A 15,402-nucleotide genomic window follows, 5' to 3' on the forward strand; every position below is an offset into this window, starting at 1 on the left:
TTTTTTCGCATATCGTCAAGATAGTTTATGGGTGAGTCAGCATAATTTAAGTATCATCGGTAAACTTAAAGATTTTGGATTTGAAGATTTGATAACAATTGCCGAACAAAACTCTATTCGTAATACAGAAAAATTCTTAGAGCAAGCACTTTAATTGGTAAAAGATTGGAGTAAATTTGCGGAAATGCTTCAAGTTGAGAGATTATTGGCAAAGCAAATAGATAGGGATATAATCAAGGAAATGAAATGATAATAGATAAAATACGTAATAGATTTAAAGAAATTAGTACGCCTATACTTTTATTCTTTGATGGTGAACAGGAGTATAGAGAAGAAGTATTAAATATTATTGATGAAGAATTTAAGGTATTAGAAGTAAAAGACAATTACTTTCGCATAAAATATGAGGTAGAAATTTTGAATGCCAATTCAAAATTTCTATTGTACCATCCGTTTGAGCGTCCCAATGCAAAAGGCTTGAAAGATTATCCTTTAACGGATTTATTATTTGCTAATGAGGAATTACTCGTGGATGAGTCTGGCGATATCATAACAAAATATGCTATTCATCATTCGCATGCACCGTTATTAATGCAATATAAGCGTTTTGTAAAGGCTAATAAGTATCAATCAAAATTATTGCCCGTACTAACAGCCAATCCTTTTAATCCGTATAAATTTCAGAATGCGATTATCTCTTTTTTATTAAACGAGAAAAAAGTTGGTAAAGATAACTTCAATTTGATTCGCATATTCGAGATTTTAAATGAATCTGCAGAGCAATGGGAAAAGCAAATTAAAGTTTTGCAAAAGGAAAAGTTAGTCGATATCGTAATAGAGCTTATTCACAAAACGACACATATTGAGGTTCAAGATATAACGGCTGCTAGTTTGCAATCTTTATTTTTAAAGCTAAAATATAATGCCTTAACGCGCTATATAAAAGATGTAAGTGCGCAAGATCCATATAAGTCATTAAAAATAAGTGATGAAATAACCTTGTCAAAGATGGAGTTATTCTTCAAAGAATGGCAGGATGATGTACATAAAACAGCATCCTTGGAGGCTGTATTGCAAGGATTAGGTTCTTCATTGGATGAAACAAAGGTAATAGCTGCCTATGGAACTACGGTGGAGTTTGGTTTGCAAACGAGCCATATTGTACAGTACGAACTGGATCAAGTGGCAGACATTGTTAATGATAAACCTGCTGAGGCATTAGAAATAATTTCAGGCTGGCAGATAGATCAGAAACTTGTAGAAAGCTTTGGAGTTCCTATAGATTTTCTAAAAAATACGGCTAAGTTTTATAATTTAAGAAAGAACTATAGAGATTTTGATTTCAATTATATTGAGGATTATATTCAAAAATATGAATCCGAAATATTTGGTTTAGATAATTATTATAGACAAGCCTATACAACTTATCAAACCCTTGATCGCGAGCAAGATGCTCATAGCTATCAGGCTGTATTTATGCGTTTAAATAAAGATTATGATCAGTATTTGATTGACTTAAACCAGTCTTGGTTAAAAATATTGACTGAAAAAAAATTTGATTTAAACCAAACGCAAGTTCCTAAGCAGTATAATTTCTATACGGACTTATTAGCTGCTAATCCTCATAAGAAAGTAGTCATTATTTCAGATGGATTTAGATATGAGTTAGCAAAAGATTTAGTATTAGAGTTAAAATCTGATATTTATAATACTATTGATTTGAAGGGAATGTTAGCTTCTATTCCTTCTTATACTAATTTAGGGATGTCTAATTTATTGCCCAATTTGGGGATAGAGGCTGTAATAAGTACTGACTGTATTGATTATAGCATAAATGGTGTAAAGACGAACAGCAGCAATAGAGAGAAAATATTGAAAATGTATGAGCCAGATTCCTTAGTGCTAGACTATGCTAATTTTATGCGCTTAAGTATTGCCGATCAGCGTGAAGTGTTAAAGCCAGCAAAACTGATCTATATCTATCACAATTGGATGGATAATATTGGCGATAAACGAAGCTCTGAGTATTATACGTTTGAAGCTGTAACGCAGTGTATCGATCAGTTAAAGCTATTGATTAAGAAGCTCTATAACAGCTTAAATATATACAATGTGTATGTTACGGCTGATCACGGCTTTTTATTCAATTACAATGAGATAAAAGAAAACTCTAGACAAGTATTTCCAAGTGTAGTTACTTGTTTAAAAGAACATACACGATTTTGTTTAACAAATGAAAGTATTAAATCGAAAGATGTTTTTCAACTTGCCTTAAGTAATACGACAAATATTGAATCGGATGTAGCTGTAATCTTACCTAAGGGTATTAATCGATTTAAGAAATTAGGTGGATTTGGTGTACAATTTGTTCATGGCGGAGCTTCTATTCAGGAGTTAATAGTGCCAGTCATGTCACTTTCTCGAAAGCGACATACGAAGCATGAAAACGTAACGTTTAAACGTTTTGATCAGCTGAAAACATTAGCTACAAGTTCTGCGAAATTTAAATTGATTCAAGAACAAGCTGTAGGAGACAGTTTTCAGGCAATAACACTTAGTATAGGTTTGTATGATTTAAATAACCAACTCATTTCTAATGAGGTGGAGATAGAGTTAAATGCTGTGTCACAGCAACCCTCGGACCGCATATTTGAGTTTAAGCTCGAACTTAATGCTACTGGTTCATTGGTTAAATCAGCCTATTTAAAAGCATACAATAAGAAAGATATAGAGCAATTAAATCCTATATTAAACGATTTAATTAAAATAAATACCTTAACCGAAATTGATGAATTCTAATGAAAGTGCTAGATCAAAAAATAATTGAACATTTTGAAGGTAAAGTAGTAAGAAAAGATCTAACTAAATTGATAAAAGGTAATGCTGTCGTTCCTTCTTACGTTTTGGAATATTTATTAGGTCAGCATTGTTCTACAAATGATGAGGAAATTATCAAGCACGGTATAGAGAAAGTAAAATCAATTATAGCCAATCATTTTGTACACAGAGATGAGGCGGAAATAGTAAAATCTACTATAAGGGAAAAGGGTAAACATCGCATCATCGATAAAATATCCGTAAAACTTAATGACAAGGCAGATCGTTACGAAGCACGATTTAGTAATCTTGGTATTCAAGCCATTCCAATTGCTGACAATATAGTAAAAGCTAATCCTAAGATACTTACTGAAGGTGTTTGGTCTTTAATCAATTTGGAATATTTTGCTGTTGAAGAAAGAAATATGCCACCTTGGATTATTGAAAGTGTGAAACCTATTCAAATATCCAATGTAGATTTGAGCGATTATAAAGCTTTGCGATCTCAATTCAACACAGATGAGTGGATGAATTTGTTAATGCAATCCATTGGTTTAAATCCAGAGGAGTTTTCTACTCGATCGAAATTAATTCAGCTAAGTCGACTGATTCCTTTTACGGAAAACAATTATAATTTCATCGAATTAGGTCCGAAAGGCACTGGTAAGTCTCACATATATTCAGAGTTATCACCACATGGTATTTTAATTTCAGGAGGCGAGGTTTCAAAAGCGAAGCTTTTTGTAAATAATTCCAATGGAAACATTGGTTTGGTAGGCTATTGGGATGTGATTGCCTACGACGAATTTGCTGGAAAAACAAAGAAGGTAGATCGTGGCTTGGTAGATATCATGAAAAACTACATGGCGAATAAATCCTTCTCTAGAGGTACGGATGTTTATCAAGCAGAAGCGTCTATGGTATTTGTAGGGAATACTGATCATTCGGTTTCGTATATGTTGCGAAATTCACATTTATTTGATGCATTACCCAAAGACTATCATGATACAGCCTTCTTAGATCGTATGCATGCCTACATACCAGGATGGGAAGTTTCAAAATTGCGCAATGAGCATTTTACTTTTGATTTTGGATTTATAGTAGACTATTTGGCAGAGGTACTTAAAGCCTTACGCAAAGAAGATCATAGCAAGTTGTATCAGCAGTATTTTACTTTATCGAATAGTATCACGACGCGTGATAAGACGGCGATTGAGAAGACATTTTCAGGCTTGCTTAAAATCATCCATCCTGATCTGAATGTTACGGAATCTGATGTGAAAGTTTTATTGGACTTTGCTATTGAGTGTCGGAAGCGGGTGAAGGATCAGCTAATCAAAATGGATGAAACTTTTAATGATGATCCTGTAACTTTTTCGTATATAGATAGCTCGGGCGAGGTTAGATATATTCAAACCTTAGAAGAGATTGAATTTGGTCAACCCGAACGACATGCTTTGCCAATATATGGTAGTGTTAATACTGTATTAAATGCAGCAGAATTAGCTATTCCAGATCAGGTGAAAAAGCCCCTATTATCAGCTAAGACTGTTAACGTTCGAGAGAATCAATCTAATATTAGTTATGAAAAACTGTTTGGCGAATATTTAGATGGGGTGCATCAAATCAGTATTGTTGATCCATATATTCGATACCCTTATCAGGTTCGAAATTTGATGGAGCTTGTTCGTTTGATATTATCTAAGCGGACAGATGAGGAGACCATAGCTATTCACCTTAAGACCTTCAATACGGACGATAAGATTCCAGAGATGATAGATACTTTCGACGAGTTGAAGGATTCCTTATTGGATATGGAAGTGGATTTCAGTTATGAATTTGCTGAGAATATCCATGACCGTAGTATCACTTTGGATAATGGATGGGTAATATCTTTAGGACGTGGTTTGGATATCTGGCAGAGAACAGGAGGTATGCTAGACTTCGCCGAATACTACCAAGAAAAGCGAATATGCAAGGAGTTTAATATGTTTATAGTTAAGGGGGGATTTTAAGTGGAAATACTTCAAATATGCATTCCTTTAATAATAGCTATTTTTGCTATGGCTTTTCCTTTAGCTATTAATGAGATTGGTAGCATAAATTCAAAATATAACTCCGAAAAAATTCTTGAGATATTTAGAAGACAATTCGGTTGGAATGTCTTCTACTATACGCTAATAATTTCTTTGCTTTTAATTGCAATCTATGCGTCAGGACGTGTCTTTGGTTTTACTCTTCGGTTTAATCATCTTTTAATTTGGAGTATCTTTATTATTTCAATTCTACTTTCTGTTTTTCTTATATTATTTGTAAATAATGTCATGACTTATAAGAGTGATATATCTCTTAAAAAGTACTTGTTAGAAAAGGATAATAATAGTTATAATTTTAAGGATGAGTTACTTGATTTGTATATATATTTTCTAAAAAAGGATAAAAGCTATACAGACCACGAATTATGGATATATTTTTCTGAATATTTTTCTAATATTAGAAAAAATAATGCTGTTTCTGATACTGATTTACAAATTATTAATAGATTGAATAGTGTAGTATTGGATGGTACTTCGATGGATTATGTTTTGTTGCAGTATAATGCTTCTGCAGGGGAATGGCTAATAGGTCGACATGAATATAATGGAAGGATTAAACAAAACATCTACTCATTCATTTGGAATAGGCTTAAGCAAGCTCTTTCAATGGATAAATCTTATATCTTGATCAAGTTTTGGATGATTATTTATGATTATATAGATCGTATACCAACTATATTACCAGAACAAAATGAACAAGGAGAAATAATTAACCAAGATTCTGTCAATGATTCAGCTGATGAAATACAAGATTTAATTGATTTCGCTACTGCAATGGGAGGGATGTTGTATTATAAAAATAAGTTACAAGATATTTCTACTATATTTTATTACACCCAAAGTCAACCGCCGGTCTATAAAGCTATCCTACCAGCTAAAGTAAGAGATTGTATAAAATTATATAGCAATTTTTATAACGGTCCAGTACATAGGTATTCTTTGTTAGATACTAAATATCCGTTTCCTGATTTGGTGGGAATCAATGCAGAGAGTACAATAATTGGGAATATTTTACGGTTTATAGTATTAGAATATCTTAGGCTATTTACAATACCATCTACTTATTATGGTTTTGAGCCTTTGGATTATACAGGTTTAGAAGAAGAACATATAAGTAATTTGTTGAGTTTTCATGACTTTTTTTCAGAGAGATTAGCTGAGTTTGTGGCTGATAAAGACTTGTGTTTTCGTATTTTTGGACTTAGGACATTTAGTCAAGATCCTGTAGCATATTTTGATGAAATTGTACGCCATTATGAAGTTACTAATTCTTAATAGTATAAAGTCTTTAGTTATTTAATCTAAAGACTTTATATTTTGAAGCCAATTAATCAATTCCTAGGTCTTTGTGTATTTCACTCATTTCTTTATTGAAATTAATCTGTTCTAAAACTTTTAACTTTCGTTCTTCAGGCAAACAGTTTATACATGTCTCGTATTGAAATGATTTATAAGAATGATTGCATTTGGGGCATAAATCCATACTTTTGATATCCCAGTAATAAGCACATCTTCTACATGCAGTAATGGTATCTTCAAAGGATAGATATTTTATATTGTCCTCAATAAATTTTAAAGTTGCTTCTTTGTCTATTTCATCACATTTACTTGTAGTATAGAGTTGTTTCTTATATCTATATTCAATTCCCCTTAGATGATAAGGGTTAGCATACTTATCCTTTGTTGTAAAGCATTTTTTATCTAGAAATGTGGAATAATTTTCGTTATAATATTGTTCTATGAGCTCTTCTAATGATTTATATATTGGTTCATTGAAGGCATGTTTACAGCAAGTGCAGACATATTTTGGTAGAAGTTTTAGTCGTATCCTTGGACTCCAGGAATTACAATCTGGACAGATTGGCTCTGGCTTATAGTCAAATGTGTTTTTAATATAAATAATGAAATCTTCTTTATTAATCTCAAGAACTTCCCAGTTTTCAATATTGCTGTTTATTTGTTCGTTTTTATGATTGTAGAACTTCTGCGGATGGGAGCGATGTTGTAGTGTCAGATTATCCTTACTATTACAAATTTCGCAATAATTTTTTATGACTAGTTGTCTTCTTTCTTTCCAATCTTTCGTATGCCATGAGCGATTTTTGGTGTTACTATTTTGAACTAAAATAGTGGAGATTTCTTCGATAGATTTTTTATTATTTACTAAGTCTTCTTTTAAATCTTTAAATTGTTGAAGAGATAACATTATGTTTTGAATTAAAATTGTTCATGTACTTATGTTAAATTAATTAAATTATATTAAATATAAAAAATTAGAAAATTTCAATATTAAGATTTTAATTATTCTAAAGACGATTTCTCAGACAATAAAATTTTACAAAATTGAATTTTATTTGTATTTATTATAAAATAAAGCATTGATAATCAGTGTTGAGCACTTTTTGTATCGAAATATTCACAATTAAATAAAATACACAACTCCCCTAATTTCTATCAACATAACCTCAAATAATTCCCTCCTTATTCAAAACATCATTAATACTAAAATCAATTATAAATTTACTTTTAATTGCATTTTTTTAGGTAAGCGAAAGCCATTTTAGCACTATTAAACCTATAATCCCCATCATAATTTGAATAATATTAACTAATTCAAAAAATAATCCTATCGCCTTAGGACAGCTTAAAAATCCCTTCAAATACTCAATATTTCTTAATAATTTAAGACTATGAATTGAAAATTTGAAAAATTAATTGCTAACAGAAAGTTAGTTCTAGCAATTTTAGTCTTATTATCAGTTTTAGCTATTTATAGTTTAAGTTATATGGTAGGCGTATTTACTTATCATATTACAAATTAAGGCTTAATTTAATGTAGGGATTAGTTTAAACGATCTATTGATTAAAAGCTATTAATTCAATTTAATGAACCAATCAATTTGAAATCTCATAAAAAACATGAAGAATCTAACCCTAGTATTCCTCCTTTTACTTTGCTCAAAATCCTATGGACAAATTGATTCGACTTTAATTTTCAGAAAAGCTGACAACATCATAAGATTGATTGAAAATAATAACATTGATTCCCTAATAATTAATAGTACAGAGTCAATTAAATGCATTCTATGTGACGAAGTTGGATTAGAGAAAAACATAGATTCTAAAACATTCTTTACCCAAAAGATGCATGAAATTTTTACTCCAGAATTAGTTTCCAAGTTAAAGAAAGCTCCAAAGTCTATTGCAAGGCAAATTGAACCAGCTCCTTCATATATAGTGTATTATAAATTTATTTTAAAAGATGAAATTGCTCCAAGCCATGGAGGTGTCGACTTTGGAATTTGGTTAGATATTAATAATAATTTGAAATTTACTGCAATTGATACTATTCCTTAAGGAATTTTATCTACCTACCTCCTACCCATTTTGATTTAGATCTTATTAATTCCCCTACTCTCCTATTATATTCTCAACTCAAATAATTTTACCTCTACCAACCACTTTAAAAGAAAATCAAAACTATACTTTTAAGGAATAAATATCCTACACAACCTTTTTTTTAGAACCTCTAATAATATAATAAAACCTTATCTCCCATTAAAGGAAAAATAAGGCTTTTTTCGCTTCGTATATCCCTAACTATTTCATTTTAATAAAATACAATCTATTCCTATCTACATTTTTTGTAATTGGAAGAATTTTCTGTGCAAATCCACTATTTCCATTATCAACAACCCCAAAATCATCATCATTAGAAATTACTAGAATATTTCCTTTAAGCATTGTTAAGCCCTCTGCCTTATCATGAGGATAAACTTCAGATAGGTCTTTCAATAAATCAATCGCTAAAGTTTTTGTTACAGGTGTGATGCCAGCAGCAGCCAATCCAGATTGATCTTTTAGCTCTTCAACAGTTTTACCATTGAACAATTTCCCCGTTGTTCCATTGGAGGCATCAGAAATATCAGTCGCTTTGCTAATATCTATTTTGAATACTTTTTTGAAAAGAGCCGGCTTACTTGTATCTCCTCCATAGAGTCCATCCCTTTCCAAGGTTAAAAAAGTCGTATTACTTAATGCCAAAATTTCACTAACGCCTGTTAGCGAAGGATTATCCATCAAGTATGCATATTGTTTTGTTGTTCCAGTTGCGATTTCAAAGGTTAAGATTCGGATAACCACGGAACCGGATACAGCAGCTGAACTAGGATTATACAACGGCGATTGCATAATTCCGACCAAAGTTTTACCATCTGGGGTAATCGTTAGCCCTTCCATGCCTCTATTAGCACGACGGTTTGCAAAGACCGCAGGAATCTTACGCCCACCAAAGCCCGTCCCAAATGGGTTGATACGCTCAATAGTTTTGCCATTAGCATCCGTATGAACAATATGTGGTCCGTATTCATCCGAAATCCAGAATGATCCATCAGCCGCAATAACCAAACCTTCTGAGTCAATTCCATCAGCTGAAGTAGCTAATTGCTTTCCTGTCAAATCGTATGGAACTTCTCCGGTAGAACCCATTCCAATAGGGTTTGGAAGTCCATTTAACTTTACACCTTTTTCGTTTTTCAATTCAATGACCTTCTCCAAAACCAATTTTCCATCTTTCAATCTGAATTTTCCAATTTGCGGTGCAAAGTCTGCTTTTCCAATAATAATAGAAGTTTTTGCTTGGCCCGCCACATTGGAGCCTCGGTCCGTCATCATGTAAAATACTTCCGGATCATTGGGGTCAGCAGCAACTGCCGAACCAAATCCGCCATTATAGACTTTCACACCTTCAGCGGTAGTCATTAATACATTCGGCGTTTCAACTTCTGCCATTGCAGGGTAGTTTACAACTTTGGTCTTGTTGGGATCTTGATCTTTTTTACAAGATGTTAAAGCTGCGATTAAGGTTAACGCAGTCGTTAGTGTGAAGATTTGCTTTCTCATCAATATAGCTTAATAAATTGGCACAAATAAAGATGTTGAACATGAAGCAAATGTTAAGTAAAGGTGAATTTTTTATCTCTTATTGATAAATTATTACAAATTGATTTACTTATCGAAAGATTAGATAATTTGAATTGGATATTCTTCAAAATTATGAATTGAAAATATTGAATTAATTGAGCATTAATTCGTTTCCCCTCTATCCTTTTCCTTCCCTATTTCCTTCCCCAAAAAGATTTTATCACGATTAATTTTGAGTAATTGGCAAAAATACTTACCTTATTTTCCATATACTGACAAAACCTATGATAGTTATAAATAATTACGAGGAGTACAAGACTTATGAAGGCAAGGAATTAGGGCTTTCTGAATGGCATCTAATCGATCAACCACAAATCAATTTATTTGCAGATGCGACCTTGGACCATCAATGGATCCATGTTGACCCTGAGAAATCAAAAACTGATGGCCCATTCGGAACTACCATTGCACATGGCTATCTAACACTTTCCCTGATTCCGCATCTATGGAAACAGATCGCTGACGTTAGAAATGTGAAGATGGAAATCAACTATGGAATAGAAAATCTGAAATTCGGGCAACCTGTAAAAGTTAATACTCGTGTTAGATTACATGCCTTAGTAAAATCAATTCAAAATCTTCGTGGAACAGTTAAAGCTACAATCCAAGCTAAACTTATAAGTGAAGAATCTGAAAAACCAGTTTATGTAGGGGATGTAATCTTCCTTTACAGCTTCCATGATTAGCTTCTAACAAGGAATAAATATAAAGGGATTTCAAAACTTCAATTTGAAAATCCCTTTTCTTTACCAATGCTTTCCATAACCTATTATTAATACTCTAATTTAGATTCCGGTTAACCGTAAATTTTACTCTCTCTAATCCTTATTTTTAAAGAATTATATGAACTAAAAATTGTTTACCCCATCCCATGTTAAATCAAACCCAATCCAAATTATTAAAGGATCTAGCTATCGCTCATGATCGGCTTGTTGATTTAAACATAGCGTATACCGATAACTACACTGGGGAATTGGGGGAGTATTATGCAACCAAAGTATTAAACCTGACCAGGTATTCCAGAAGTACAAAAGGTGCCGATGCCTATGATGCGAATAATCGAAGGTATCAGATCAAGGCTAAGGTGGTAAAATCGAATTACAGCGCACATACTATAAAAAGTTTAAACCCCCAATTATTTGACTTCTTAACCATTGTTCATCTGAATGAAAATTTTGAACTAATAGCAATTTATCAATTTGAAAGCCATCCAGAATTAACAACGATAAGGCTATCCCGATCTGGAGATTATAGCAAACAGAAGATCGATATTTCGAAGTTTAAATTATTAAAGGAAGATAGTATTGCTATTCAAACTTTCAACAAAGTTTATCAAAAGGTCATATCCTTAGGGTTTTTGGATAGTTCGAATGTGGTGGGTAAAGTTGGGGAATTAATGGCAGCAAAAAAGCTCAATTTACAGTTGGCAAGCAGCCGTACTCAAAAGGGATATGATGCAATTGACTCGTATGGCAAAAAATATGAGATAAAAACAAGAAGGGTTTACGACTCTATACGACGCATTGCTGAGAATCGCCGAATTAATAATTTAGTAGGTAAAGAATCGGATTATTTAATTATTGTAGTATTGGATTACGAATTCCAATGCGCAGGAATGTGGTTGTTGGAACCTAAAAACATTATTAATCCAAAATCAGCAAATCTAAAAATTGTAAATACGACCATAGGTGTAAAAAGTATAGTTCCTAGTAAGGTATCCTATTTAAAGGATCGGGAGCCATTTGAAATCCCTGTGAAATCAAGGGGAAGAGCTAAAAATACAGCTCCGAAAACGGAAAAAAATGCTAGACCAAAAACAGTCAAGAAAGAAGCCAAACCATCGAAAAAATATCCTGCTTATCTTTTCGTCCTTCCGACTATGTTTATTTTTTACTTTTTTATTAAGCCGAATTATCCAAGGGAGGAAGCTATATATTATTATATTGGGATTGGTTTGATTGCATTTTATTTCTATCGAAAAGCCAATGCTAAACCTAGGGATATTGAGGACTTAAAGACTCTTTTACGTGTTAAAACCGCAACAGATAAAAAGAAAGAACAGGCAGCCCCTATTCCTACCGAAACTGTTTACAAGAACTATTATATCAAAAATAATGTGCGGATAAATAAGGTTGAAAAACCGGCTCCCAAAATTAATTCCAGAAGGGATGATATTCCTTGGGAATGTGATTGTGATCCATTAAATGGTTGTGACTGTGATCATCGAGATTGCTAATAGATAGATTCAGTGAACCCAAGAGCATTAACCTTCAAATTATCCCTTATCTTCTCTGCTATTTAAGTATAAACAATAGGAATTCCAACTTGAAGAATAATTATCTTCCAAATACCAATCCAAACGCTTTCTGTTGATGGTTTGATTATTAAAATGTGTGCCATATAGTGACATGGATTGATCACTTTCCTGAGCTAACCAATTTTCAAATTCAGAATCTGTATCAAAGCTTGCAACAATGGGATTAGGTCCATAACCATCATTGACCACACCAAGTAAATAAACCTGATTTATATAAAATATGCCTAGTCCACAATAATCACGATGTGAAAAATGAAGGCCTTCATATTCGCCAGGATTTTGTTTGAGTTTATGACAAATCTTGTTTGCCAACTCACTGCCATATAAGGAATTATCTAGATCTTGATAAATAATTGATTCAGAAGTATTTAAGCTCTCGATTTTTATTTTTGGAATTTCCAGTTTCATAGATTGCAATTTAAGACCTCTTTTTAATAACAATATTCTATCCAAATTATTTGAAATGTATTAGAATATTTTATGAATTCAAAATAGAGCTGCTTAAGACCTTTCCATTTTAATACTAAATAGATTATCAAACATTAAAAGTTGTCGATTGTTGGGCCTTATAATGAAAATGATTTATTCTATGCCCAATGCTGATGCTAGAATTTAGGAAAGAAGGTATTTATTGTCCTCAGGGAAGGTTTTATATTGACCCATGGCTGCCGGTGGATTACGCTATTATCACTCATGCTCATTCTGACCATGCTCGAATAGGCATGAAAAAATATCTATGCCATAAATTGACGGCCCCTATATTGAAACTAAGACTTGGCAAAGATATTAAAGTTCAGACTCTGGAATACGCCGAGACCTTAATCATAAATTCAGTTAAGGTTTCTTTATTTCCTGCAGGTCATTTAATAGGTTCGGCCCAAGTTCGATTAGAATCTCAGGGCAAAGTAACGGTTGTCTCAGGCGATTACAAAATACAGGATGATGGATTATCAACCCCTTTTGAGCCTGTGATTTGCCATGAATTTATTTCAGAGAGTACCTTTGGGCTTCCTATTTACAATTGGCTTCCTGTCAGTCAGATAAATCAAAACCTCAGAGACTGGGTAGCTCATAACAAAAGAAATGGAATCAACTCAGTCATCATAGGCTATGCCTTAGGAAAAGCTCAACGAATCATGAAGGCTTTAGAAGGCTACCAAGACCTGTATGTTCATTATGCAATCTCTAAAATCAATACAGCATTTATTAATAGCGGAATTACACTTCCCGCTTATAAGGACATAGATTTTAATAATCGTCCGAAGGACCTGAAAGGTGAAATTATTATTGTTCCTCCCTCCTTATTTGGTTCCAATATGTTAAAAAATATTCCAAATGCACAGACTGCCATTTGCTCTGGCTGGATGCAAGTCCGTGGAGCTAGACGCTGGCGAAGTGCAGATGCTGGATTTGCAATCAGCGACCATGCGGATTGGTCTGGATTACTGACAGCAGTGAAGGAAAGCCAGGCAGAAAAAGTTTATGTAACACATGGATTTAAATCAGTATTCGCCAGATACTTAAATGAAATAGGCACCGAAGCTGAAGAAATAACAACCGCATTTGGAGTCGAGGAAGAAACGGATGAAAACCTAATCAAGGAACAACAATGAAAGTTCTAGCGAAGTTGATTAATGCGCTCGACAGCAGCAATAAAACCAATAGTAAAATATTGGCTATTGAAGAATTTCTCGCGGAATCGACAGAATTGGATAAGTATTGGTTTATGCGTCTTTTTACAGGAAAGAGACCTCGACGTTCTGTCAAAACCTCCATCTTACGCCATCTCTCAGTGCAATACTGCCAAATCCCTGAATGGCTCTTTCAAGAGTCCTATACTACAGTAGGTGACCTCGCTGAAACCATTGCTTTAATCATCCCTCCTGCCCAACATACTGCTGATAAGAGCCTGAACCAATGGATGCAAGAAATAATTGCTCTGAATGGAAAATCAGAAAATGAAATCAACGATTACATCATATCTTCTTGGGAAAGCTTAGGACAAACTGAAAGGTTTGTTTTCAATAAGCTCCTTGGGAGCAGTTTTAGAATTGGTGTATCTTCAAAAACCTTGATTAATGCTTTTGCAAAATATTATGATTTAGATCCCAATCTGGTAGCCCATAGTATGATGTCGGAATGGAATCCGGACCAACTTTCTTTCAAAGAATTTATTAGCGGAGACCATATCAACATTAATCTTTCAGTTCCTTATCCTTTTTGCCTTGCAAATCCTCTTACTCAAGATTTAGAAAGTTTGGGAACAGAAAATGATTGGCAAGTAGAGTATAAATGGGATGGTATCCGTGGTCAGGTTATCCGACGAGATGGCGAGACTTTTATTTGGTCCCGGGGCGAAGAATTAGTAAATGAACAATTTCCAGAATTATTGGAAGCATTAGAATCCCTCAATATAGATTTTGTGATTGATGGCGAAATTGTACCCTATGAAAACAATGCTGTCATGAGCTTTAATCAATTACAACGTAGACTTAATCGAAAGAATATTTCTAAAAAAATGATGGCAGAGGTGCCAATAAAATTTATTGCCTTCGATATTTTGGAATTAGAACGTCAGGATATTCGAACAAAATCCTTAAGGGAAAGGCGCAAAATATTGGAAGATCTTCTATTCAATTTGAACCTAAAGAACTATCTTTTATCAGAAATTATAACGTTTAAGGACTGGAATACTCTCGATAAAATTCGCCAATCTTCAGCGAATATCAATGCTGAAGGATTAATGTTAAAAGCTAAGGATTCGGCATATCAGGTGGGAAGAAAAAAAGGATTCTGGTGGAAATGGAAAATCGACCCAATGAGCATAGATGCTGTTTTAATTTATGCCCAACGGGGAAGTGGTCGTAGAAGTGGGCATTATACAGATTATACATTTGCCGTAAAAGACGGAGAAAAACTTGTAACCATTGCCAAAGCTTATTCAGGACTTAGTAATGTGGAAATTGCTGAAGTCAGTAAGTTCGTCCGTGAGAATTCCTTGGAAAAATTCGGACCTGTCCGCACCGTAAAACCAGAATTAGTATTTGAAATCGCCTTCGAAGGAATTGCAGCCAGTAATAGACACAAATCAGGCGTCGCTCTTCGATTCCCACGTATTGTACGCTGGCGAAAAGATAAACTCCCCTCAGAAATTGATGATATTCAAGAAATTAAAAAACTGATCTAATT

11 protein-coding genes are annotated in these 15,402 nt (G+C 33.4%); 8 read left to right on the top strand and 3 right to left on the bottom strand.

Going from position 1 to position 15,402, the window contains the following annotated elements:
* Positions 1 to 246 precede the first annotated feature (246 nt).
* Genes pglZ through ACF3OC_RS11905 form a run of 3 tightly spaced genes read left to right on the top strand, consistent with a single transcriptional unit; the run spans position 247 to position 6,188 of the window.
* A complete protein-coding gene (gene pglZ, locus ACF3OC_RS11895; RefSeq protein ID WP_094256757.1) occupies positions 247 to 2,799 on the top strand; it encodes a BREX-1 system phosphatase PglZ type A in 2,553 nt (850 codons plus the stop codon).
* Positions 2,799 to 4,832: a BREX system Lon protease-like protein BrxL gene (brxL, locus tag ACF3OC_RS11900; protein WP_094256758.1), complete on the top strand. Its 2,034-nt coding sequence runs from the start codon at positions 2,799 to 2,801 to the stop codon at positions 4,830 to 4,832. The genes pglZ and brxL overlap by 1 nt, the downstream gene beginning before the upstream one ends.
* A 48-nt stretch (positions 4,833 to 4,880) precedes the next feature.
* The gene (locus tag ACF3OC_RS11905) at positions 4,881 to 6,188 is read left to right on the top strand and encodes a hypothetical protein (protein ID WP_094256759.1); all 1,308 of its coding nucleotides are present in this window, start codon (positions 4,881 to 4,883) and stop codon (positions 6,186 to 6,188) included.
* 52 nt (positions 6,189 to 6,240) lie between these two features.
* Here ACF3OC_RS11905 and ACF3OC_RS11910 read toward each other — a convergent pair whose 3' ends face one another.
* The gene (locus ACF3OC_RS11910) at positions 6,241 to 7,119 is read right to left on the bottom strand and encodes a hypothetical protein (RefSeq protein WP_094256760.1); all 879 of its coding nucleotides are present in this window, start codon (positions 7,117 to 7,119) and stop codon (positions 6,241 to 6,243) included.
* A 713-nt stretch (positions 7,120 to 7,832) separates the two neighbouring features.
* On the opposite strand from ACF3OC_RS11910, the gene ACF3OC_RS11915 reads away from it, so the two are divergent.
* Positions 7,833 to 8,270, top strand: a complete 438-nt coding sequence (locus ACF3OC_RS11915) for a hypothetical protein (RefSeq protein ID WP_094256761.1) — start codon at positions 7,833 to 7,835, stop codon at positions 8,268 to 8,270.
* A gap of 243 nt (positions 8,271 to 8,513) precedes the next feature.
* Here ACF3OC_RS11915 and ACF3OC_RS11920 read toward each other — a convergent pair whose 3' ends face one another.
* Complete coding sequence (locus tag ACF3OC_RS11920) at positions 8,514 to 9,815, bottom strand: esterase-like activity of phytase family protein (protein ID WP_094256762.1); 1,302 nt, start codon at positions 9,813 to 9,815, stop codon at positions 8,514 to 8,516.
* Positions 9,816 to 10,120: 305 nt separating this feature from the next.
* Between ACF3OC_RS11920 and ACF3OC_RS11925 the strand changes: the two genes are divergently transcribed.
* Together ACF3OC_RS11925 and ACF3OC_RS11930 are read left to right on the top strand one after the other, a co-directional pair.
* Positions 10,121 to 10,582, top strand: coding sequence for a MaoC family dehydratase (locus ACF3OC_RS11925; RefSeq protein ID WP_094256763.1), 462 nt, complete (start codon positions 10,121 to 10,123; stop codon positions 10,580 to 10,582).
* A gap of 185 nt (positions 10,583 to 10,767) precedes the next feature.
* On the top strand, positions 10,768 to 12,132 hold the full coding sequence (locus ACF3OC_RS11930; RefSeq protein WP_094256764.1) for a DUF6998 domain-containing protein: 1,365 nt from the start codon (positions 10,768 to 10,770) through the stop codon (positions 12,130 to 12,132).
* A gap of 39 nt (positions 12,133 to 12,171) precedes the next feature.
* Here ACF3OC_RS11930 and ACF3OC_RS11935 read toward each other — a convergent pair whose 3' ends face one another.
* Positions 12,172 to 12,621, bottom strand: a complete 450-nt coding sequence (locus ACF3OC_RS11935; RefSeq protein WP_094256765.1) for a hypothetical protein — start codon at positions 12,619 to 12,621, stop codon at positions 12,172 to 12,174.
* Positions 12,622 to 12,815: 194 nt separating this feature from the next.
* Here ACF3OC_RS11935 and ACF3OC_RS11940 point away from each other — a divergent pair, with 194 nt between their 5' ends.
* Both ACF3OC_RS11940 and ACF3OC_RS11945 read left to right on the top strand, forming a co-directional pair.
* Positions 12,816 to 13,826, top strand: coding sequence for a ligase-associated DNA damage response exonuclease (locus ACF3OC_RS11940; RefSeq protein ID WP_229678290.1), 1,011 nt, complete (start codon positions 12,816 to 12,818; stop codon positions 13,824 to 13,826).
* Positions 13,823 to 15,400, top strand: a complete 1,578-nt coding sequence (locus tag ACF3OC_RS11945) for an ATP-dependent DNA ligase (RefSeq protein WP_094256767.1) — start codon at positions 13,823 to 13,825, stop codon at positions 15,398 to 15,400. The genes ACF3OC_RS11940 and ACF3OC_RS11945 overlap by 4 nt, the downstream gene beginning before the upstream one ends.
* The last annotated feature ends 2 nt before the right edge of the window (positions 15,401 to 15,402 follow it).

Source organism: Sphingobacterium cellulitidis (assembly GCF_043187465.1).
GTDB lineage: Bacteria > Bacteroidota > Bacteroidia > Sphingobacteriales > Sphingobacteriaceae > Sphingobacterium > Sphingobacterium cellulitidis.